Here is a 22,022-nt window from a genome sequence, read left to right as displayed (position 1 = left end):
TTACCCGCCGCAGCCGGCGAAGCCGCTGCCCCGCCGCAGCCGGCGAAGCCGCTCACACCCGCACGGCGGGCGAAGCCACTGTCACCCGCACGGCCGGCGAAGCCGCTGCCACCCGCACAGCCGGCGAAGCCGCTGCCCCACCACAGCCGGCGAAGCCGCTGCCGCACCACAGTCGGCGAAGCCGCTGCCACCCCGCCTCGAGTCGAGGCGCGGGCCGGGGAGGTGGTGATCGCAAGGCGGAGGAGGGAGCGATACCGGCGGTATCGCGACCGACGACAACGCCGCGAGCGCCGCCTCCCCGGCCCGCGCCTCAGCGGCGGGTGGCGTCGTCGACTTCGCCGACCAACTCCTCGATGATGTCCTCGAGGAACAGGACGCCAGTCGCGCGGCCCTGCTCGTCGAAGGCGCGCGCGAGGTGGGCGCCGGTGCGGCGCATGATCGCGAGGGCGTCCTCGAGGTCGGTGGCCTCGAAGATCGAGGCGAGCTGGCGGATCCGCTTGGCCGGGATGGGCAGGCGGAACTTGGGCCCTTCGGTGTCGCCGTCGAGGTCGAGGACGTCCTTGAGGTGGATGTAGCCCTCGGGCTGCCCGTCCTCGCCGAGCACGACGTAGCGCGAGAAGCCGTGCTTCGCGACGGCGCGCTCGACGTCGGCGGGCGAGGCTCCGGCGGGGAGGCTGACGATGCCGTCGAGCGGCAGCGCCACGTCGTGCACCTTCTTCTCGGTGAACTCGAACGCGGCGAGGAGGGTGCCGTTGCTGCGCAGGGTGCCCTCGCGGGTCGACTGGTCGACGATCGTCTGCACCTCCTCGAGCGTGAAGGTGCTGTTCGCCTCGTCCTTCGGCTCGACCCGGAAGAGCCGCAGCACCCCGTTCGAGATCGCGTTGAGCGCGACGATGATCGGGCTGATCACGCGGGCGATCGCGACGAGCGGCGGCGCGAGCAGCAGCACGGCGCGGTCCGGCATCGAGAAGGAGATGTTCTTCGGCACCATCTCGCCGAGCACGACGTGCAGGAACGAGACGATCACCAGGGTGATCACGAACGCGACCGTGCCCGAGAACTCGTCCGGGATGCCGACCGCGTGCAGCGGCACCTCGAGCAGGTGGTGGATCGCCGGCTCGCTGACGTTGAGGATCAGCAGTGAGCAGACGGTGATGCCGAGCTGGGTCGTCGCCAGCATCAGGGTGGCGTGCTCCATCGCGGCGAGCGCGGTGATCGCGCTGCGGCGTCCGCTCTCGGCGAGGGGCTCGATCTGGGAGCGGCGCGCGGAGATGACCGCGAACTCCGCTCCGACGAAGAAGGCGTTCGCGGCGAGCAGCACCACGAGCCAGGCGATTCCTGCCCAGTCACTCATGGTCGGCCTCCTGGCGCCCTCGGTGCGGCCGGCCCACGTCGGCGAGCGGGTCGGGGATGCCCTCGCCCGCCGCGTCGGGGTCCGGGGTGAAGCGGAGCCGGTCGATGCGCCGGCCGTCGAGCCGCTCGACGCGGAGCGAACCGCCCTCGACGGGCACCTCGTCGCCGACGGCGGGCAGGCGGCCGAGCTCACTCATCACGAACCCGGCGACCGTCTCGTACGGCCCCTCCTCGGGGATGACGACGCCGGCGCGGTCGCGGACCTCGTCGGGCCGCAGCATGCCGGGGAAGGTGGTCGAGCCGGGCAGCTTCACGACGTCGGGGCGCGAGCGGTCGTGCTCGTCCGCCACCTCGCCGACGAGCTCCTCCACGAGGTCCTCGAGCGTCGCGACGCCCGCCGTTCCGCCGTACTCGTCGACGACGACGGCGAGCTGGAAGCCGCGGCCGCGCAGCTCGGTGAGCAGCACGTCGAGCTTCATCGTCTCGGGCACGCGGAGCGGCTCCGAGCGCAGCGCGGTGACGGGCACCTCGGAGCGCTTGCCGCGCGGCACCGCGACCGCCTGCTTGACGTGCACGACGCCGACGATGTCGTCGATGTCGTCGTCCGTGATCGGGAAGCGTGAGAGGCCGGTGGTCCGCGCGAGGTCGAGGACGTCCTGCGCGGTGCTGGAACGCTCGAGCGTGGACAGCCGCAGCCGCGGCGTCATCACGTCGCCCGCCGAGAGCGCGGAGAAGCGGAGGGTGCGCCCGAGCAGGTCGGCCGTGTCCTCCTCGAGCAGTCCCGCGCTCGCGGAGTGCCGCACCAGGCTCGAGAGCTCCTCGGCGCTGCGGGCGCCGGAGAGCTCCTCCTTCGGCTCGATGCCGGCCAGGCGGAGCAGGGCGTTGGCGCTGCCGTTGAGCAGTGCGACGGCGGGACGGAAGACGGTGGTGAACGCGGTCTGGATCGGCACGACCAGCTTCGCCGTCGCCCGCGGCAGCGCCAGCGCGAAGTTCTTCGGCACCAGCTCGCCGAGGATCATCGACAGCAGGGTCGCGATGACGATCGCGAGCACCGTCATGATCGGCGTCAGCACCTCGTCCGGGATCCCGAGACCGCCGAACGGCACGCGCAGCAGCGTCGAGAGCGCCGGCTCCATCGTGTAGCCGGTCAGCAGCGTCGTCAGCGTGATGCCGAGCTGCGCGCTGGAGAGGTGCGTCGAGGTGACGCGGAGGGCGGCGATCGTCATGCCGAGGCGGGTCTCGCCGCGGTCGCGGCGGGCCTCGAGGTCGGCGCGGTCGAGGTTGACCAGCGCGAACTCGCTGGCGACGAACACGCCGGTGCCGAGCGTCAGCAGCAGGCCGACGCCGAGCAGGAGCCACTCAGTGCCCACGGGGGTCACCCCCGGTCAGCGGAAGCGGGAGCGGCTGCAGGATCGAGCCCGAGGGGATCGGGGAGATCCGAACGAGCCGGTGCGAGGGCGGATGCGCAGAAGGGGGGTCGTCCATTGTGGCGTCGAGTCTAGCGGCAGCCCGGCTCCGGCAGGGCCGCTCTCAGAGCCACTTCTTGCGCTTGAACACGGCGTAGAGCACGAAGCCGAAGACCAGCATCAGCCCGATCGCCCACGGGTAGCCGAGCCGCCAGTGCAGCTCCGGCATGTCGTCGAAGTTCATGCCGTAGATGCCCGCGACGAGCGTCGGCGCGAACAGGATCGCTGCCCAGGAGGAGATCTTCCGCACCACGTCGTTCTGGGCCAGCCCGGTCTCGGTCTGCCGCCGCGAGACCAGCGTCGAGTGCACGGTCAGCGCCTTGTCCAGGATCGCCCGCAGCGCGTCGACCGCCTCCGTCACCCGGATGGTGTGGTCGAGCACGTCGCGGAGCGAGCGGTGCAGCTCGACGTGGTCGAGCGTCGCGTCGGCGCCCGGGGCCGCGTCCGGCGCCTCGGCGAGTTCGTGCAGCAGCGCCGTCAGCGGCTGCACCGAGCGCTGGAAGTGGATGACCTCGCGGGAGAGCCGGTAGATGCGCTCCGAGAGCCCGTCGTCCGAGCCGTCGCCGAAGAGCTGGTCCTCGATCTCGTCGACGTCGCCCTGCACGCCGTGCACGACGGGCGCGTACTCGTCGACGACCTGGTCGAGGATCGCGTAGAGCACCGCCTCGGGTCCGCGGGAGAGCAGCGACGGATCCCCCTCGAGCCGCTTGCGCACCGCCGCCAGGTCCGGCGAGTCGGCGTGCCGGATGGTCACCACGAAGTCCGGGCCCACGAACACGTGCAGCTCGCCGAAGACGACCGTCTCGGCCGAGTCCACGTAGCGCGCCGGACGGAGCACCACGAAGAGCCCGTCGTCGTAGCGCTCGAGCTTCGCCCGCTGGTGGCCGCTCAGCGCGTCCTCGACGGCGAGCGGGTGCAGCCCGAACTCCTGGGCGACCGCCTCGACCTCCTCGCGGCTCGGGCGGTAGAGCCCGATCCAGGCCATGCCGTGCTCGTCGCGCATCAGCTCGAAGGTGTCCTCGAGCGAGTCGGGGTTCCGGATGCGGTGACCGCCGACGTACACGGCGTTGTCGACGATCGTCATGGGCTCGGTTCTAGCACGCGCGCGCCGGGCACCGGCTGACGGTCACCGGCGAGCGGTCACCAGCTGACCGGCAGCGCCTTGCCCTCCTCGTAGCCCGCCGCCGACTGCAGGCCGACCAGTGCGCGCTCGTGGAACTCGGTGACGCTGCGCGCCCCCGCGTAGGTGAAGGAGGAGCGCACGCCCGAGGTGATCATGTCGAGCAGGTCCTCGAGCGAGGGGCGCAGCGGGTCGAGGTAGATCATCGACGAGGAGATCCCCTCCGCGAAGAGCCGCTTGCGGGCGAGCTCGTAGGCGTCGAGGCGGTCGAAGCGCTCCTGCACCGCCTTGGCCGAGGCCATCCCCCAGCTCTCCTTGTAGATCCGGCCGGCCGCGTCGCTGCGCAGCTCCCCCGGCGCCTCGATCGTGCCGGCGAACCAGGAGCCGATCATCACCGAGGCCGCACCGGCAGCGAGCGCGAGCGCCACGTCGCGCGGGTAGCGCACGCCGCCGTCGGCCCAGACGTGCGCGCCGAGCTCGCTTGCCCGCTCCGCCGTCTCGAGCACCGCGGAGAACTGCGGCCGACCGACCGCGGTCATCATCCGCGTGGTGCACATCGCGCCCGGGCCGACGCCGACCTTGAGGATGTCCGCGCCCGCGTCGACGAGGTCGTGCACCGCGTCGGCGGTGACGATGTTGCCGGCCGCGATCGGCACGCCGAGCTTCAGCGCGGAGACGGTGCGCAGCGCGCGCAGCATCCCCTCCTGGTGGCCGTGGGCCGTGTCGAGGACGAGAACGTCGACGCCCGCGGCGACGAGGGCGCGCGCCTTGGCCGCGACGTCCCCGTTGATGCCGACCGCCGCGGCGATCCGCAGCCGCCCGTCGGCGTCCAGCGCGGGGTCGTAGATGGTCGAGCGCAGCGCGCCGGTGCGCGAGAGCGTGCCGACCAGCGCGCCGTGGTGCAGCACCGGGGCGAAGTCGAGATCGGCCGCGACCATCAGGTCGAAGGCGGCGCGCGCGGTGGTGACGTCGTCGGCGTCGATCGAGGCGGAGGCGCCGTGCACGAGGTCCCCGAGCCGGGCGTCCTCCAGGGCAGTGGCGAGCCGCGCGGCCGGGACGCAGCCGAGGATCGTGCCGTCCTCCTCCTGCACCACGAAGCCGTGGCCCGCGACAGCGGGGAGGATCGCGAGTGCCTCCTCGACCGTCGTCGACGGCGAGGCGGTGAGCGCGCCGGAGAAGGCGACCGGCTGGTCCTTCACCCAGCGGATCGCCGCGTCGAGCTGCTGCAGCGGCATGTCCTGCGGGAGGACGCCGAGCCCGCCGCGCCGGGCGAGAGTCGCCGCGAGCCGGGGCCCGGTGACCGAGTTCATGTTCGAGGAGACGATCGGGATGCTGGCTCCGGTGCCGTCACCGGGGGCGAGCGACACATCGAGCCGGCTGGTCACGGAGGACCGGCCGGGAACGAGGAAGACGTCCGAGTAGGTGAGGTCGCCGGAGGGTGTTCCACCGTAGAAGCGCATGGAGACGACGCTACTCCGGCCCGGCTGGGGACCTTCGCCGGAGGATCCGGGCTAGGCTTGACGACCGGGACGGGACCGGGCGACGACGCCCAGATGCGTGTCGGATGCGACGGTGCCGTCCGGATGATCGAGAACGAATCAACGGAGAGAGTGGGCGATCGGCTGTGTCGAGCCAGTTGACCGGAGCGGGAACAGATCAGGGCTCGGAGGACTTCGGGGCCAACGAGTGGCTGGTGGAGGAGCTGTACGAGCAGTACAGCGCCGACAAGGCCTCGGTGGACGAGTCCTGGTGGCCGATCCTCGAGCGCTACGGCAAGCAGCTCGGCGGTGCCGCACCCGTCGGCGCGGGGGCCCCCTCGGCCGCCGCCCCCGCCGCCCCGGCGAAGGCGCCCGTCGCCGAGCGCGTGTCGACGAGCGCGGGCGGAGCGGTGAGCCACCCGGCCACCTCGGCGACCAGCACGGCGAAGACCACCTCGAAGCAGCCGAAGGCGCAGCCCATCCCGGCCGACGCGCCCGTGAGCAAGCCGGCCGAGCCCGCCGCCGCCGTGGAGGAGGACGTCGTCTCCCCCCTGCGCGGCATGGCCAAGAGCCTCGCCACGAACATGGACGCGAGCCTGTCGATCCCGACCGCCACCAGCGTCCGCACCATCCCCGCGAAGCTGATGATCGACAACCGCATCGTCATCAACAACCACCTGCGCCGCACCCGCGGCGGCAAGGTCTCCTTCACCCACCTGATCGGCTGGGCGCTGATCCGCGCGCTCAAGGACTTCCCGAGCCAGAACGTCTACTACGACGAGCCGGACGGCAAGCCCTCGGTGGTCGCCCCCGCGCACATCAACCTCGGCATCGCGATCGACATGCCCAAGCCCGACGGCACCCGCGCCCTGCTCGTCCCGAGCATCAAGCGCGCCGACACGCTGAGCTTCACCGCCTACCTCGCCGCCTACGAGGACCTCGTCAAGCGCGCCCGCGGCAACAAGCTCGCCGCCGGCGACTTCGCCGGGACCACCCTCTCGCTGACCAACCCGGGCGGCATCGGCACCGTGCACTCCGTGCCCCGGCTGATGAAGGGCCAGGGCTGCATCATCGGCGCCGGCGCCCTCGAGTATCCGGCGGAGTTCCAGGGCTCGTCCGAGAAGACCCTCGTCGAGCTCGGCATCGGCAAGACGATCACGCTGACCTCGACCTACGACCACCGCGTCATCCAGGGCGCCGGCTCGGGCGAGTTCCTCAAGATCGTGCACGAGCTGCTGCTCGGCAAGCGCGGCTTCTACGAGGACATCTTCTCCGCGCTGCGCATCCCCTACGACCCGATCCACTGGTCGACCGACATCGCCGTCGACCTCGCCGAGCGCGTCTCGAAGACCTCGCGCGTGCAGGAGCTGATCAACTCCTTCCGCGTCCGCGGCCACCTGATGGCCGACGTCGACCCGCTGGAGTACGTCCAGCGCTCGCACCCGGACCTCGCCATCGAGAACCACGGCCTCACCTTCTGGGACCTCGACCGCGAGTTCGTCACCGACGGCTTCGGCGGCTCTCGCCAGCTGAAGCTCCGCGACATCCTCGGCATCCTGCGCGACTCCTACTGCCGCACCGTCGGCGTCGAGTACATGCACATCCAGGACCCGGAGCAGCGCGCCTGGATGCAGCAGAAGCTCGAGCGCGGCTACGAGAAGCCGGGCCACGACGAGCAGCTGCGCATCCTCGGCCGCCTCAACGAGGCCGAGGCCTTCGAGACCTTCCTGCAGACCAAGTACGTCGGCCAGAAGCGCTTCTCGCTCGAGGGCGGCGAGTCGCTGATCGCGCTGCTGGACGCCGTCCTGCAGGGCGCGGCGGACGCGGACCTCGACGAGGTCGCCATCGGCATGGCCCACCGCGGCCGCCTCAACGTGCTGACCAACATCGCCGGCAAGACCTACGGCCAGATCTTCCGCGAGTTCGAGGGCACCCAGGACCCCAAGACGGTCCAGGGCTCGGGCGACGTGAAGTACCACCTCGGCACCGAGGGCACCTTCCGCGGCGCCGGCGGCGAGGAGATCCCCGTGTACCTCGCGGCGAACCCCTCGCATCTCGAGGCCGTCAACGGCGTGCTCGAGGGCATCGTCCGCGCCAAGCAGGACCGCAAGCCGATCGGCACCTTCACCACCCTGCCGATCCTCGTCCACGGCGACGCCGCGATGGCGGGTCAGGGCGTGGTCGTCGAGGGGCTGCAGATGTCGCAGCTGCGGGCGTACCGCACCGGCGGCACGATCCACATCAACATCAACAACCAGGTCGGCTTCACGACCCCGCCGCACGAGGCGCGCACCTCGATCTACTCGACCGACATGGCGAAGACGATCCAGGCGCCGATCTTCCACGTGAACGGCGACGACCCCGAGGCCGTCGTGCACGTCGGCCAGCTCGCGTTCGAGTACCGCCAGCGGTTCAACCGCGACGTGGTCATCGACCTGATCTGCTACCGCCGCCGCGGCCACAACGAGGGCGACGACCCCTCGATGACCCAGCCGCTGATGTACAGCCTGATCGAGGCCAAGCGCTCGGTGCGCAAGCTCTACACCGAGGCGCTCGTCGGTCGCGGCGACATCACCGAGGAGGAGTACGACCGGGCGCACCAGGACTTCCAGGACCGCCTCGAGCGCGCCTTCGCCGAGACGCACGCCGCGCAGACCGGCGCGATCCCGGTGATCAGCGCCGACGGCGACTCCGTGGCCGACCTCGAGCTGCCGGACGCGCAGCAGGGCGAGGACTACCCCGGCGAGCCCGAGGTGACCGGCGTCAAGGCCGAGGTGATCACCCGCATCGGCGACGCCTTCACCTCGCCGCCCGAGGGCTTCACCGTGCACCCGAAGCTGCAGCAGCTCCTCACCAAGCGCCAGGAGATGAGCCGCTCCGGCTCGATCGACTGGGCCTTCGGCGAGCTGCTCGCGCTGGGCTCGCTGCTGCTCGAGGACACCCCGGTGCGCCTCGTCGGACAGGACACCCGCCGCGGCACGTTCGTCCAGCGCCACGCGGTGCTGCACGACCGCGAGAACGGCCAGGAGTGGCTGCCGCTGATGAACCTGTCGGACTCGCAGGCCCGCCTGTGGATCTACGACTCGCTGCTCTCGGAGTACGCCGCGATGGCCTTCGAGTACGGCTACTCGGTCGAGCGCCCCGACTCGCTCGTGCTCTGGGAGGCGCAGTTCGGCGACTTCGCGAACGGCGCCCAGATCGTCATCGACGAGTTCATCTCCTCCGCCGAGCAGAAGTGGGGCCAGCGCTCGTCGCTCGTGCTCCTGCTCCCGCACGGCTACGAGGGCCAGGGCCCGGACCACTCCTCCGCCCGCATCGAGCGCTACCTGCAGATGTGCGCGGAGCGGAACATGACCGTCGCGCGTCCGTCGACCCCGGCGTCGTACTTCCACCTGCTGCGCCGCCAGGCGTACTCGCGGCCCCGCCGCCCGCTGGTGGTCTTCACGCCGAAGGCGATGTTGCGCCTGCGCGGGGCGTCGAGCCCGGTCGAGGACTTCACCTCGGGCCGCTTCGAGCCCGTGATCGACGACGCCCGCATCCAGGACGCGTCGGCCGTGACCCGGGTGCTCCTGCACGCCGGCAAGGTCCACTACGACCTCAAGGCCGAGCTGGAGAAGAAGCCGGACGACGGCATCGCTCTGGTGCGCGTCGAGCAGTACTACCCGGCGCCGATCGAGGAGCTGCGCGCGATCGCCGCGCGCTACCCGGACGCGGAGTTCGTCTGGGTGCAGGACGAGCCCGAGAACCAGGGCGCCTGGCCCTTCATCGCGCTGAACGTCGCTCCGCAGCTGGACCGGCCGATCCGCGTCGTCTCGCGCCCGGCCGCGGCCTCCCCCGCCGCGGGCTCGGCGAAGCGGCACGCCTCCGAGCAGGCCGACCTGCTGGGCCGGGCGCTGCAGCGCTGACCGCCTGACCGGAGCCGCCCCCTCGGCGGCGGCTCCGGCACGCGGAAAGACCTCCGGCTCGCCGGAACGGGCGGCTCCTGCGAGCCGGGCACGTTCCGACGAGCCGGAGGCCGTCGAGCGGGGAGTGCGGAGCGCTAGACCCGCGCCGGAGCCGCCGCGTGGCTCGCCTGCGCATCGCGCAGCATGCCGAGCACCTGGGCGCGGAGGTCCTCCGGCGCCGTCTCCTTGCACGCGCGCTGCACGGCGACGGTCAGCACGACGCCGACCTTCGCCTCACCGGAGCAGTCGGGGCAGTTCGCCATGTGCTCGCGGATGTCGGCGGCGTCCTCCTTGCACAGCTCGTTGTGGAGGTACTCCTCGAGCTCGGCCTTCGCCTTCGTGCAGCCGCAGTCGGTCATTTCGTGCTCCCGGTGGTGAAAGCGGCGCGGATCCCGCGCTCGCGTGCGTAGTCGGTGAGTCGTTCGCGCAGCATGCGCCGGCCGCGGTGCAGCCGGCTCATCACGGTCCCGACGGGGGTCTTCATGATGTCGGCGATCTCCTGATACGAGAAGCCTTCGACATCGGCGAAGTAGACGGCGAGCCGGAAGTCCTCCGGGATCGCCTGCAGGGCCTCCTTGACGGCGGTGTCGGGGAGGTGGTCGATCGCCTCGGCCTCGGCCGAGCGGCTCGAGGTGGCGGTGGTCGACTCGGCGCCGCCCAGCTGCCAGTCCTCGAGCTCGTCGATCGCGCTCTGGTACGGCTCGCGCTGCTTCTTGCGGTACGAGTTGATGAAGGTGTTGGTGAGGATGCGGTAGAGCCACGCCTTGAGGTTCGTGCCCTGCTCGAACTGCTTGAACGCGCCGAACGCCTTCGCGAAGGTCTCCTGGACGAGGTCCTGGGCATCGGAGGGGTTCTTGGTCATCCGCAGGCCGGCCGCGTAGAGCTGGTCGATGAAGGGCAGCGCCTGCTGCTCGAACAGCGCGCGGAGGTCGACCGGAGCGTCGGGAGCGGCGTCGTCGAGAGCCTCCTCGACGGTCTCCTCGATCGTCTCGGTCTCCTCGATCGCCTGCGCCTCGTCGGCGGTGCTGGGGCGTGTGCTGTCGTCGCGAGTCATCACACGCGATTCTAGGCCGCGGCGCAGGGAGGCGGCCGGTCGGGCCGGCCGGGGTCGGGCCTGCCGGGGTCGCACGAGGTCGATCGTCGCCGTCATGCCTCGCCTCCCGCCTGATCCTGCCGTCGGTCCGTTCGCCGACTACTCTGACAACCGATGGTCTTCTCGCGTTATTCCGCTCCCGAGTTCGATCCGTACGGCGACGCCCGCGCGCTCCCCGGCGAGGAGGACTGGTCCGCGCCGTCCGCCGCCGGCGCCCTCGACGCCGTGGTCGAGCTGCCCGGCTCCAAGTCGCTGACCAACCGCGAGCTCGTCCTCGCCGCTCTGGCCGACGCTCCGTCCGTGCTGCGCGCACCGCTGCACTCGCGCGACAGCGCCCTGATGATCGAGGGCCTGCGCTCGCTCGGAACGACGATCCGCGAGGAGGGGGCCACCGGCTCCTTCGGTGCCGACCTCGTCGTCGAGCCCGCCGAGGAGCTCTTCGGCTCCACGACGATCGACTGCGGACTGGCAGGCACGGTGATGCGCTTCCTGCCGCCGCTGGCCGGTCTGGCGCTCGGACCGACCACCTTCGACGGCGACGCCTACGCCTACAAGCGCCCGATGGGCGCCACCATCGCCTCCCTCCGCTCGCTCGGCGTCGACGTCGCCGACGACGGCCGCGGGTCGCTCCCCTTCACCGTGCACGGCGCCGGCTCGATCCGCGGCGGCGACGCCGTGGTCGACGCCACCCGCTCGAGCCAGTTCGTCTCGGCCCTCCTCCTCGCCGGGGCCCGGTTCGACGAGGGGCTGCGCCTGACGCACGAGGGCGGCGCCCTGCCGAGCCAGCCGCACATCGACATGACGATCGCCGCCCTCGCGGCCCGCGGCGTGAGCGTCGACGCGTCGACCCCCGGCACCTGGACGATCGCGCCGCAGCGGATCGCCGGTGCCGAGGTCCTGATCGAGCCCGACCTCTCCAACGCCGCGCCGTTCCTGGCCGCCGCGCTCGTCACCGGCGGCACCGTCCGCCTCCGGCACTGGCCGACCGAGACCACCCAGGTCGGCGCGCACCTCGAGCGGATCCTGCCGATGTTCGGCGCGAGCGTCGAGCGCGACGGCGAGGATCTCGTCGTCCGCGGCGGGGACGAGATCCTCGGCGTCGAGCTCGACCTCTCGGAGGGCGGCGAGCTCGCCCCCGCCCTCGCGGCCCTCGCCGCGCTCGCGAGCGGCCCGAGCACGCTGACCGGCATCGGCCACATCCGCCACCACGAGACCGACCGCCTCGCCGCCCTCGCCGCCGAGATCAACGGCCTCGGCGGCTCCGTCACCGAGCTGGAGGACGGCCTGCGGATCGAGCCCGCGCCGCTGCACGGCGGCCGCTGGCGCACCTACTCCGATCACCGCATGGCCCACGCCGGTGCGCTGATCGGCCTGGTCGTCCCCGGCGTCGCGATCGAGGACATCGCGACGACGTCGAAGACCCTGCCGCAGTTCCCCGAGCTCTGGACCGCACTCGCGGGCGGGGTCTGACCCGTGTCGTGGTGGACGGACAGCGGCCTCGACGCCGACGGAGTGCTCGACGACTTCGACGGCTACGACGAGTCGGACGCCCGGGTGCGGCCGAACCCCAAGGGCACCAAGCCGCGGACGAAGAACCGGCCGGCCTACGAGGACGCCGAGATCGCGATGGTCCTCGGCGTCGACCGCGGCCGCTACACGGTGATGATCGGCGACGGCACCCCGGAGGAGCACGAGTTCACGGCGGCGCGCGCCCGCGAACTGCGCAAGCAGGCGATCGTCCCCGGTGACCGCGTCGACGTGGTCGGCGACTCCAGCGGCGACGAGGGCACGCTCGCCCGCATCGTGCGGATCCGCGAGCGGTCGACGCTGCTGCGCCGCAGTGCCGACGACACCGACGCGATCGAGCGGGTGATCGTCGCCAACGCCGACCAGATGGTCTGCGTGGTGGCCGCCGCCGACCCGGAGCCGCGCACCCGGCTGGTCGACCGGTACCTGGTCGCCGCCTTCGATGCCGGCATCACGCCGATGCTCTGCATCACCAAGACCGACCTCGCCGACCCGGCGCCGTTCCTGCGCAACTTCGAGGGCCTCGACCTCCGCGTCTTCCTCTCCAGCCAGGACGAGCCGCCCGTCGACGAGATCGCCGAGGCGCTGCTCGGCCACGAGACCGTCGTGGTCGGCCACTCCGGAGTCGGCAAGTCGACGCTCGTGAACAAGCTCGTCCCCGACGCGCACCGGGCGATCGGCCGGGTCAACACGGTGACCGGGCGCGGCCGGCACACCTCCTCCTCCACCGTCTCGCTGCGCGTCGAGCGCGGCGACCGGCACGGCTGGGTGATCGACACCCCGGGCGTGCGCTCCTTCGGCCTCGGCCACGTGAACACCGACAACATCCTCGGCGCCTTCACCACGCTCGCCGTGCTCGCCGAGGACTGCCCGCGCGGCTGCACGCACCTCCCCGACTCCCCCGACTGCGCGATCATCGAGGCCGTCGAGGGCGGGCTGCTCGGCGCGAGCGGGCCGGAGCGCCTCGACTCGCTCCAGCGCCTCCTGACCACCTTCGCCACCACCGACGGAAGCAGACGATGACCGACACCGCCCTCCCCCCGATCCCCGCCGACGAGCGCCTCGCCGCGGGCGACGCCGCCCCGGACTTCACGCTGCCCGACCAGGACGGCACCCCGGTCACCCTCGAGGGCCTGCGCGGCCGCCGCGTCGTCCTCTTCTTCTATCCGCAGGCCGACACCCCCGGCTGCACCACCGAGGCGTGCGACTTCCGCGACAGCACCGCGGCCCTGCAGGCGGCCGGCTACGAGGTGCTCGGCGTCTCGCGCGACACCCCGGAAGCGCTGCGCCGCTGGGCCGACGAGCACGGCCTCGCCTACCCGCTGCTGAGCGACCCGGACATGAGCGTGCACCGCGCCTACGGCGTCTGGGGCGAGAAGAACAGCTACGGCAAGACGGTCGTCGGCGTCCTCCGGTCGACCTTCGTCGTCGGCCCCGAGGGCGCCCTCGAGTTCGCGCAGTACAACGTGCGCGCCACCGGCCACGTGCAGGCCCTGCGCAAGAAGCTCAAGCTGGCCTGACCCGCTAACGCACGCCGGTGACCGGCGGAATCAACTCCGTCGGTCGCCGCTCGCGGACGGCGTGGGAGACGGCGATGCCGGTGCGGGCTCGGGACTGACGACGTATCGTCCGGTCACCGCACTGCGACGCACGGCGCCGACCCGATAGACACCGTTGCCCAGGCTCTGGTACGACGACCGCTTCACGTTCTTCGCCATCAGTCCTCCTCGTCGACAGTCTCGATGGTAGTCGCCGCCTCGGCGAACACCGGTCTGGTCAGGCGTGAACTCCACGCGTCACCGACCCGCGCCAGCGTCTCCCCCCAGAGCAGCTTCGATCCTTCGTACCGGGCCGCAGCCTCGGGCAGCCCGATGGTGAGGACCCCGGCGGTCGCCGTCGGGAGGACCGGATGGGGTGCGGGCAGAGGGAGAGCGAGCACCGACGTCCAGCGGTGGACACCGTCCCGCGGGAGATCCTTGTGCAGCAGAGTGTCGGAGCCGAGGGCCTGCCCGGCGATCCACGGGCTGTCGAAGCCGGTCTCCACCCGCCGAAGACCGTGCCGGTCGAGGAACACCCTGTCCTGCGCCGCCCAGCGCGCGAGCATGCCGCGACCGTCCGACAACCACAGACTGAGGTTGAGCACATCGACGTCGAACGCTGACCTGAGGTCGTCAGCATCGACCCGCAACTGCTCGACGTACTCCTGCTGAAGAGGCAGGAACCCCTCGAGGTGGTGGTCCCAGATCTGCGCGATCCGCTCCTGTGGAGCGCGGTAGCCCGGGGAATCGATGTGTCGGAGTTCACGTATCACCTGCGCTGCGTCCGAGAAGTCGTCGAGGAGCACCGGTCGGAGGCCGATGGCAGTCCACTGTCCGCTCAGCGCCTTCGCGAGTTCCGCGAACTGCGCCTTCGTGACGTCGAAACCCTGCCGAGCGAGCAGAACGACGGCGGCGTGCTCCCGCGGCGCCTCGGCGAGGGCGGCATGGAGCCATTGGCGCACGTCCGGGTCGCGATAGGACGTCCCGGCGATGATCAGGGCGCCCCGGCCGACAGCCTGCCGCAGGAAGACCGACTGCCAGGAGTCGCGCTCGGCGACCAGATCGAGGAAGCCGGTCAGGGTGAGGACGACGTCTCTCGTCTGCGTCGGACTGACGATCCCGTGGAGATGCCGGACGACGTAGGTCGGGAGACCAGGAGGCGCGTGCTCACCGGTCGCGGCGATGACCGGGTACTCGGTCTCGGCGCGGAGGGCGTGTTCCAGAAGCGTGTCGAAGTTGAGCGTCGCCAGACTCGTCTCGGCCGGGTCACCCCCGAGCGCGTGAGCAACGGCGGCGTAGTGCAGGGGCGAGATCTCGACGGAGGGGATCCCGTCGTAGAGGGCCGCGCGGAGCTTCCGATCCCACGCCTCACCGTACGCTTCGCGCGCCGCTGCGACGGCGATCAGCGGATCCTGCCTGCTCACGACGAGAGCACCCGCCTCGCTGTCCGGCACGACTCCGCTGTCGACGAGGAGACGGACGACGAGTTCGTCCCAGCCGGGAAGTCCTGACGTGGTCGAGGCTCCGGCGCCGAGAAGAAGGGTCGTGTGCTTCTCGGCACCGCAGCCTCGGAGCGAGGCCATGACGGCAGCAGTCAGGTCGGGTGCGCTCATCCGGCCATGCTGGCAGCGTGACGAGCTCGGCCGACGCCTGGCGCGACCGCGGCCGCCCGACGGCGGCTAGAAGCCCTCGTTGAAGCGCGGGGCGTAGTCGGCGCCGAGGGCGTCGAGCTCGTCGGCCGTCAGCTCGAGGTCGACGGAGGCGACCGCGTCCTCGAGGTGCTGCATCTTCGTCGCGCCGACGATCGGGGCGGTCACCGCCTCCTGCTGGCGCACCCAGGCGAGGGCGACCTGCGCGCGCGGGACGCCGCGCTCGGCAGCGATGCGCTCGACCGTGCCCGCCGTCCGGCGGTCGGCCTCCTCCTGCTGGTGGTAGAGCGTCTTGCCGTAGAGGTCGGTCTCGGTGCGCGACGTGGTCGCGTCCCAGTCACGGGTGAGGCGTCCGCGGGCCAGCGGCGACCACGGGATCACTCCGACGCCCTGGTCGAGGCAGAACGGGTGCAGCTCGCGCTCGTCCTCGCGCTGGATCAGGTTGTACTGATCCTGCATCGAGACGAAGCGGGTCCAGCCGCCGAGGTCGGCGGTGTACTGCGCCTTCGCGAACTGCCACGCCCACATGCTCGACGCGCCGATGTAGCGGGCCTTGCCCGACCGGACGACGTCGTGCAGGGTCTCCATCGTCTCTTCGATCGGCACCTGCGGGTCCCAGCGATGGATCTGGTACAGGTCGATGTAGTCGGTGCCGAGGCGGCGGAGGCTGTCGTCGATCGCGCTGAGGATGTGCCGGCGCGAGAGCCCGCCGCCGTTCGGACCCGGGCGCATGGTGCCGTGCACCTTGGTCGCGATGACGACCTCCTCGCGCACGGCGAAGTCGGCCAGCGCACGGCCGACGAACTCCTCGCTCGTGCCGTCGGAGTAGACGTCGGCGGTGTCGAAGGTGGTGATGCCGAGCTCGAGCGCCCGGCGGAGGAAGGGCCGCGACTCCTCCTCCCCCATGCTCCAGCCGTGCGCGCCGCGGTCGGGGGCGCCGAAGCTCATGCAGCCGAGGATGATCGAGGAGACCTGGAGGCCGCTGAGGCCGAGTCGGGTGGAGTCCATCCCCCGACGCTAGCCCAGTGGCGCCCGCCCGGGCCCGCCGGCTCCGTGACGCTAGCCCAGCCCGGGATCGCGGCGGGTGGCGGCGACCGTGCTCGGCAGGAAGAGCAGCACCACGGCCAGCAGGGCCGGGACCAGCAGCGCCCAGCCGATGTCCGGCACGGCGTACTGCCCCTGGAACGCGCCGAGGGCGACGGCCATCATCACCAGCTGGATGGTGAGGGCGGAGGCGCGGATCCAGCTGCGACGCCGGGCGGTGCCGACGGTCGTCGCGGCGATCCAGGCCAGGGCGATGAAGGAGAGCACGACGATCGCGATCCCGCCGCCGATCGAGCCGGCCCGGGTGGTGAGGAGCTCGATCACGAGCCACCCTGTGATGCACGCCACGGCAGCGGTCTCCAGCGCCAGAACGGCGACCAGGAGGAGCAGGCCTAGGGGCCGCCGGGCGCTTCCCGGCCTGGTCGGAGGCCGGTTCCCGTCCATGATCACAGCTGCATCCCATCCAGCACTCTTGATTCGAGCCTGCCTCCGTGACAGGCTAGTGCAGTTCGTTTCACCGCTCACAGGGTCGTGGGTTACCGCCGATGTGAACACCCCGATCCTGCCGTGCCGAGAGGCATGCGTGCGAGCGGGGCGATCTCTCGGGAAGAACCGAGCACCGTCCGGTCCCGCACCCGAACCGCCTTGCGCAGCTGCGCAGGGTCTCGTGGCGTGCGCCGGTTCGGGCGCCCGGTGCATACCGATGGTCCAGGCCGTCGGTGTGACTCGATCATCCCACCCGAACACTGCGTGGTTCCTCCACGCACGCTGTCACACAAGGAGCACCCGCATGGACTGGCGCGACAAGGCCGCTTGCCTCACCGCTGACCCCGAGCTTTTCTTCCCGGTCGGCAACACCGGACCCGCGGTCGACCAGATCGAGAAGGCGAAGACCGTCTGCGGTCGCTGCACCGTCACCGAGGTCTGCCTGCAGTACGCCCTCGAGACCGGTCAGGACTCGGGCGTCTGGGGCGGCCTCAGCGAGGACGAGCGCCGCGCCCTCAAGCGCCGCGCCGCCCGCGCCCGCCGCGCCTCGTAGCACCCGCACCGGGACCGCCCGGCACCGCGACCCCGACCCCCGCTCGCCCTCCGGCAGCGGGGGTCGCGGCGTCCCCGGGGACGCCCGGCGGGAACCGGGCCCGCGCGGCGCGGACCGGTCCGGCTCGGACCCGTCCGGCTCAGACCCGCGGGCCCTTCAGCCAGCGCAGCGGCACCTCGATGGTCACCTCGGTGCCGCGGCCGACCAGCGTGTGCCAGTCGATCGTGCCGCCGAGCTCGCCCTGGATCAGGGTGCGCACGATCTGCGTGCCCAGACCCGAGCCGACCTTGCCCTCCGGCAGTCCGACGCCGGTGTCGCGCACCTTGACGGTGAGCTCGTCGTCGCCGCGGGTCGCGACGATCTCGACGTCGCCCTCCCGGCCGGCGAGCCCGTGCTCGACCGCGTTGGTGACCAGCTCGGTCAGCGCGAGGGCGAGCGGAGTGGCGTACTCGCTCGGCAGATCGCCGAAGCTGCCGGTGAAGGTGGGATGCACGGTGGTGTTGTGCGTCGACGCGACCTCGGCGATCAGCAGCAGGACCCGGTCGAACACCGCGTCGAAGTCGACGTTCTGCGCGAGCCCCTCGGAGAGGGTGTCGTGCACGACCGCGATCGCCGCGACGCGCCGCATGGCCTGCGTCAGCGCCTCGCGGGCGAGGTCGGAGTGGGTGCGCCGGGCCTGGATCCGCAGCAGCGACGCGACGGTCTGCAGGTTGTTCTTCACCCGGTGGTGGATCTCGCGGATCGTCGCGTCCTTGGTGATCAGCTCCCGCTCCTGGTGGCGCAACTCGGTCACGTCGCGGCAGAGCACGACGGCGCCGACGCGCTCGCCGCGGTCGCGGATCGGGATGGCCCGCAGCGAGACGGTGACGCCGCGCGCCTCGATGTCGGTGCGCCAGGGCGCGCGGCCGGTCACGACCAGCGGCAGCGACTCGTCGATGACGACCTTGCCGGCGACCAGGCCCGTGGTGACCTCGGCGAGCGACTCGCCCTCGAGCTCGTCCGCGAAGCCGATGCGGTTGAAGGCCGAGAGCGCGTTCGGGCTGGCGAAGGTCGTGATCCCGTCCACGTCGAGGCGGATCAGGCCGTCGGAGGCGCGCGGGGCACCGCGACGCGGTCCGGTCGGCGCGCCGAGATCGGGGAAGTCGCCCGAGGCGATCATCGAGAAGAGGTCGTTCGCGCAGTCGTTGAAGGTCAGCTCCTGGCGGCTGGGCGTGCGCGTCTCGCTGAGGTTGGTGTGCCGGGTGACGACCGCGATCGGCTGATCCGTGGTCGCGCTGTCGGAGCCGCCGAGGCGCCGGATGACCGGCACGGCGCGCACGCGGGTGGGCGTCTCCTCGAACCAGTCCGGGGCCGAGGTGTCGACGATGCGGGCGCTCTCGAAGGCCTCGGCGACCTGGGCGCGCCACTCCGCCTTGATCTTCTGCCCGACGAAGTCGCGGTAGAAGAGGGTCGCCGCACTCGAGGGCCGGGCGTGCGCGACCGCGACGAAGCCGCCCTCGGCGGTCGGCACCCAGAGCACGATGTCGGCGAAGGCCAGGTCGGCGAGGAGCTGGAGATCGCCGACGAGGAGGTGCAGCCATTCGACGTCCGCGTCCGTGGAGCGGCCGTGGGAGAGGACGAGATCACTGAGGGTCGACACCCGACAAGCCTAGGTCCCGTCATCGCGCGCACCGCACCTGCGGTGCCCCGCGCCCGGTTATCCACAGTCCGGCGCTGAGCCCGACGTGAGCATCGCTCGGCTGCTTCGATGAGGGCACCCCGTCGCGCTCGTCCTGCTGCGGCACGCACCGCCCGAGCCGAGAGGAGATCCGAACCGTGAGTCGCTCGTCCTGCCTTTGGAGCACGCCGCATGATCCACCCCACCAACGCGTTCGACTACCGCACCCTGCCGCTCGATGCGGACGCGGCGGCCCCCGCGACGTCGGCCGCCGCGTTCTTCGCCCCGCAGCCGGCCACGCGGGCGGAGCTGCCCGATCCCGAGCCGATCCTCGCCTGCCTGACGCTGCAGGTGGTCGAGGTCCTGGCCGGCTCCCGCGAGATCGACCAGCTGGCCCGCTGGCTGAGCGACGACGTCTACCGGCATCTGCAGAAGCGGGTGGTGATGGCCGCCCGCGCCCGCAGCCTCAAGGGGCGGTCGACGCAGCGCCTCCCGTCCACGGTCGGCCGGGTCGTCGTCACGGAGCCGCGGGACGGGATCGTCGAGGCGGTCGTCCTCGTGCACAACCGGGTGCGCACCCGAGCGGTCGCCATCCGGCTGGAGGGCACGGACGCCCGCTGGCGCGCGACCGCGATCAATGTGCTCTGAGACCGGTCAGCGCCCGCGGCTCAGCGCTCGCCCACCGGCTCGCGCGGGTCAGCGCTCGCGGACGGGAGCCACCGGCGGCAGCACCACCTGGACGCCCTTCTCGCGCAGCGCCTCCTCGAGCTCCGGCGGCGGCGGCGCGTCGGTGACGAGGTAGTCGGCCCGGCCGAGCTCCGCCACCTGCGCGAAGAGGGTCCGGCCGAACTTGGTCTGATCGGCCAGGATCGCCACCCGCTCGCAGCGCGCGATCATCTCGCTCATCATCACGCCCTCCGCCAGGTTGCTGGTCGAGTAGCCGTTCTCGGCCGACACGGCGCCGACGGAGATCAGGCCGATGTCGCAGTGCAGGTCGACGGCGCCGCCCGGCTCCGCAGCGGCGAAGCCCACCGGCCCGACCGTCGACTGGCCGCCGAGGCGGACGGCGCCGCCGAAGACGAAGAGGTCGCGGCAGGTCTTCGAGCCGATCTCGGCGGGAACGCGCAGGTTGTTCGTCGCGATGGTCAGCTCGCGGTGGTCGTTGAGGTGCCGGACGACCGCCAGCGAGGTGGTGCCCGCGTTCAGCATCACCACCGCCCCGTTCTCGACGAGGCCGGCGGCGAGCGCGCCGATCTTCTCCTTCGCGCCGCGCTGGATGCCCAGGCGCACGTCCAGGCGCTTCTCGGTCGCGGGCATCACGGAGAGGCTCACCGCGCCGCCGTGCGTGCGGACGAGGTAGCCGTCGGCGTCGAGCTGGTCGAGATCGCGGCGCACGGTGTCGGCCGAGACGGCGAAGCGGCGGGCGAGCGTGGTGACCGTGACCTCGCCCGCCTCGGCGACGTAGGCGGCCAGATCGGCCTTCCGGCCGGCCGGCAGACGGAGCGGGACGTCGTTCGCAGCGGGGGCGTCGTCGGTGTCGGGCATGTGCGTTGTCTAACACCGCCGTGCCGGATCCTGCAACTTGTCGCACTCGGATCGCGGTGGATCCTGCGGTCTGGTCCTCGTTTGTCGCACATCTCGGCAATTTCCTGCCGGTTCTTGCATGACCACGCATCGCCAGGTACATTCGCAGAACACAAGCGCAAGAATGCGCACACAACAGCAGATAACTGCAGAGTTGCAGGGAGTGACATGAGCAAAGGTGCTCGCATCAAGAGAGCCGTCGTCTTCACCGTCAGCGCGGCGTTCGCCGCGACGATGCTGACCGGCTGCAGCCAGGGTGGCGGCGACTCCGCGGCAGGCGGAGACGTCACCCTCGAATTCGCGCAGTGGTGGGAGCCCGAGCTCTCGGACGGCGCCCTCCGCGGCCTCATGGACGACTTCGAGGCCGCGAACCCCGGCATCACGGTCGACCTGCTCAGCGGCCCGTACGCCTCGACCAAGGAGCAGCTCTTCGCCGGCGCCGCGGCCGGCACGATGTCCGACGTCGTCGGACTGGACGGCGCCTGGATCAGCGACTTCGCCAAGCAGGGCGCGCTGGCCGACCTCGCCCCGCTGCTCTCGGACGCGGGCTTCGACGAGAGCCAGCTCTCCTCGACCGTCGTCGTCGACGGCAAGACCGCCATGGTCCCCGTCGTCAACTTCGTCTACCCGCTCTTCACCAACGACGCCCTGCTCTCCGAGGCGGGCGTCACCGCTCCTCCCTCGACCCGCAGCGAGTTCGAGTCCGCGGCCAAGGCGATCACGGCGCTGGGCGACAACACCAGCGGCTGGGTGCTCCCGCTCTCGAGCGACGCCCCCAACGGGATCCAGAACGACGTCATGTCCTGGGTCTGGGCCTCCGGCGGCAGCATGCTCGACGACGGGAAGCCGGACCTCACCAACGACGCCGTCACCAGCGCGGTCGACTACATCGCGCAGCTCGACGCCGACGGCGTGATTGCCCCCGGCGCCGCGACGATGAAGGAGCAGGACAAGGTCGAGGAGTTCACCAACGGCCGGGTCGGCATGATGATCGACTCCCTCTCCCACATCGCCACCATCCGCGAGTCCAACCCCGACCTGAAGTTCAGCATCTCGGCCATCCCGGCCGAGGACGGCTTCAGCGGCGAGCGCGGCATCCCCTTCGCCTCCTGGGGCATCGGGGTCTCGGCCAGCAGCGAGCACCCGGCCGAGGCCGCGAAGCTCGTGTCGTTCCTGATGAGCGCCGACACGAACTCGAAGCTGTCCACGCTGGCGAACGCCTTCCCCGGCAACACCGCCTCGACGCCGGACTTCTCGGACAGCGACCCGCTGTACCAGGAGGCCTTCGACATCTACTCGGCCGGCTACCCGGCGAACGAGTTCGTCGGCCTGCCCGTCGCGGAGCAGCTGATGCGCGACTTCGACGAGCAGCTGCAGGCCGCCCTCAACGGCGACCAGAGCGTCGACGAGGCGCTGGAGAAGTCCCAGGAAGCCTGGCTCGGCGAGTTCTGAGCCGTGACCCGTCCGTCCCCGATCGCGCCGCGGGAGTCCTCTCCCGCGGCGCGGTCCCCCCTCACCCCTTCCCCGATC

Annotated in this window: 18 protein-coding genes; 7 read left to right on the top strand and 11 right to left on the bottom strand. The window is 71.6% G+C overall.

Going from position 1 to position 22,022, the window contains the following annotated elements:
• Positions 1-310 precede the first annotated feature (310 nt).
• From EDF22_RS04480 to EDF22_RS04465, 4 genes are all read right to left on the bottom strand, one after another.
• Complete coding sequence (locus EDF22_RS04480) at positions 311-1,354, bottom strand: hemolysin family protein (protein ID WP_123444413.1); 1,044 nt, start codon at positions 1,352-1,354, stop codon at positions 311-313.
• Positions 1,347-2,732, bottom strand: a complete 1,386-nt coding sequence (locus EDF22_RS04475) for a hemolysin family protein (protein ID WP_123702696.1) — start codon at positions 2,730-2,732, stop codon at positions 1,347-1,349. Before EDF22_RS04475 ends, EDF22_RS04480 begins: the two co-directional genes overlap by 8 nt.
• A gap of 151 nt (positions 2,733-2,883) precedes the next feature.
• The gene (gene corA, locus EDF22_RS04470; RefSeq protein WP_123702694.1) at positions 2,884-3,903 is read right to left on the bottom strand and encodes a magnesium/cobalt transporter CorA; all 1,020 of its coding nucleotides are present in this window, start codon (positions 3,901-3,903) and stop codon (positions 2,884-2,886) included.
• Between the two features lie 56 nt (positions 3,904-3,959).
• On the bottom strand, positions 3,960-5,399 hold the full coding sequence (locus tag EDF22_RS04465; protein WP_123702692.1) for a GuaB1 family IMP dehydrogenase-related protein: 1,440 nt from the start codon (positions 5,397-5,399) through the stop codon (positions 3,960-3,962).
• Positions 5,400-5,563: 164 nt separating this feature from the next.
• Here EDF22_RS04465 and EDF22_RS04460 point away from each other — a divergent pair, with 164 nt between their 5' ends.
• Positions 5,564-9,322: a multifunctional oxoglutarate decarboxylase/oxoglutarate dehydrogenase thiamine pyrophosphate-binding subunit/dihydrolipoyllysine-residue succinyltransferase subunit gene (locus EDF22_RS04460; protein WP_185038728.1), complete on the top strand. Its 3,759-nt coding sequence runs from the start codon at positions 5,564-5,566 to the stop codon at positions 9,320-9,322.
• A 134-nt stretch (positions 9,323-9,456) separates the two neighbouring features.
• Here EDF22_RS04460 and EDF22_RS04455 read toward each other — a convergent pair whose 3' ends face one another.
• Positions 9,457-9,720, bottom strand: coding sequence for a zf-HC2 domain-containing protein (locus EDF22_RS04455; protein ID WP_123444408.1), 264 nt, complete (start codon positions 9,718-9,720; stop codon positions 9,457-9,459).
• A complete protein-coding gene (locus EDF22_RS04450) occupies positions 9,717-10,415 on the bottom strand; it encodes a sigma-70 family RNA polymerase sigma factor (protein ID WP_123702688.1) in 699 nt (232 codons plus the stop codon). Before EDF22_RS04450 ends, EDF22_RS04455 begins: the two co-directional genes overlap by 4 nt.
• Positions 10,416-10,568: 153 nt before the next feature.
• Here EDF22_RS04450 and aroA point away from each other — a divergent pair, with 153 nt between their 5' ends.
• From aroA to bcp, 3 genes are read left to right on the top strand one after another with little or no spacing between them, the layout of a single operon-like run.
• A complete protein-coding gene (gene aroA, locus EDF22_RS04445; RefSeq protein WP_123702686.1) occupies positions 10,569-11,924 on the top strand; it encodes a 3-phosphoshikimate 1-carboxyvinyltransferase in 1,356 nt (451 codons plus the stop codon).
• Positions 11,925-11,927: 3 nt separating this feature from the next.
• Positions 11,928-13,004 carry a ribosome small subunit-dependent GTPase A gene (gene rsgA / locus EDF22_RS04440; RefSeq protein ID WP_173250401.1) on the top strand — a complete coding sequence of 359 codons (1,077 nt, stop codon included), beginning with the start codon at positions 11,928-11,930 and terminating at the stop codon, positions 13,002-13,004.
• A complete protein-coding gene (gene bcp / locus EDF22_RS04435) occupies positions 13,001-13,501 on the top strand; it encodes a thioredoxin-dependent thiol peroxidase (protein ID WP_123702685.1) in 501 nt (166 codons plus the stop codon). Before rsgA ends, bcp begins: the two co-directional genes overlap by 4 nt.
• Before the next feature lie 197 nt (positions 13,502-13,698).
• Here bcp and EDF22_RS04430 read toward each other — a convergent pair whose 3' ends face one another.
• The 3 genes from EDF22_RS04430 to EDF22_RS04420 all read right to left on the bottom strand — a co-directional run bounded on the left by EDF22_RS04430 (position 13,699) and on the right by EDF22_RS04420 (position 16,536).
• On the bottom strand, positions 13,699-15,132 hold the full coding sequence (locus EDF22_RS04430) for an SIR2 family protein (RefSeq protein WP_260303280.1): 1,434 nt from the start codon (positions 15,130-15,132) through the stop codon (positions 13,699-13,701).
• Between the two features lie 66 nt (positions 15,133-15,198).
• Positions 15,199-16,176, bottom strand: coding sequence for an aldo/keto reductase (locus tag EDF22_RS04425; RefSeq protein ID WP_123702683.1), 978 nt, complete (start codon positions 16,174-16,176; stop codon positions 15,199-15,201).
• 51 nt (positions 16,177-16,227) lie between these two features.
• Positions 16,228-16,536 (bottom strand): hypothetical protein, encoded by a 309-nt coding sequence (locus tag EDF22_RS04420; protein WP_260303279.1) that lies wholly within the window; start codon positions 16,534-16,536, stop codon positions 16,228-16,230.
• Between the two features lie 466 nt (positions 16,537-17,002).
• Here EDF22_RS04420 and EDF22_RS04415 point away from each other — a divergent pair, with 466 nt between their 5' ends.
• Entirely contained in the window at positions 17,003-17,251 is a 249-nt protein-coding gene (locus EDF22_RS04415; RefSeq protein ID WP_056045195.1) for a WhiB family transcriptional regulator, read from the top strand.
• Positions 17,252-17,390: 139 nt separating this feature from the next.
• Here the strand turns inward: EDF22_RS04415 and EDF22_RS04410 are convergent, their stop codons facing one another.
• A complete protein-coding gene (locus tag EDF22_RS04410; protein ID WP_123702681.1) occupies positions 17,391-18,890 on the bottom strand; it encodes a sensor histidine kinase in 1,500 nt (499 codons plus the stop codon).
• Between the two features lie 210 nt (positions 18,891-19,100).
• On the opposite strand from EDF22_RS04410, the gene EDF22_RS04405 reads away from it, so the two are divergent.
• On the top strand, positions 19,101-19,556 hold the full coding sequence (locus EDF22_RS04405) for an Rv3235 family protein (protein ID WP_221180885.1): 456 nt from the start codon (positions 19,101-19,103) through the stop codon (positions 19,554-19,556).
• A gap of 48 nt (positions 19,557-19,604) precedes the next feature.
• Here EDF22_RS04405 and EDF22_RS04400 read toward each other — a convergent pair whose 3' ends face one another.
• Positions 19,605-20,453, bottom strand: coding sequence for a DeoR/GlpR family DNA-binding transcription regulator (locus EDF22_RS04400; RefSeq protein WP_123444402.1), 849 nt, complete (start codon positions 20,451-20,453; stop codon positions 19,605-19,607).
• Positions 20,454-20,660: 207 nt separating this feature from the next.
• Here EDF22_RS04400 and EDF22_RS04395 point away from each other — a divergent pair, with 207 nt between their 5' ends.
• Positions 20,661-21,944, top strand: a complete 1,284-nt coding sequence (locus tag EDF22_RS04395) for a sugar ABC transporter substrate-binding protein (protein WP_123702679.1) — start codon at positions 20,661-20,663, stop codon at positions 21,942-21,944.
• The last annotated feature ends 78 nt before the right edge of the window (positions 21,945-22,022 follow it).

The sequence above is a fragment of the Rathayibacter sp. PhB127 genome, from assembly GCF_003751665.1.
Taxonomy (GTDB): Bacteria; Actinomycetota; Actinomycetes; order Actinomycetales; family Microbacteriaceae; genus Rathayibacter; species Rathayibacter festucae.
This window is presented reverse-complemented; position numbering and strand designations above follow the sequence as displayed.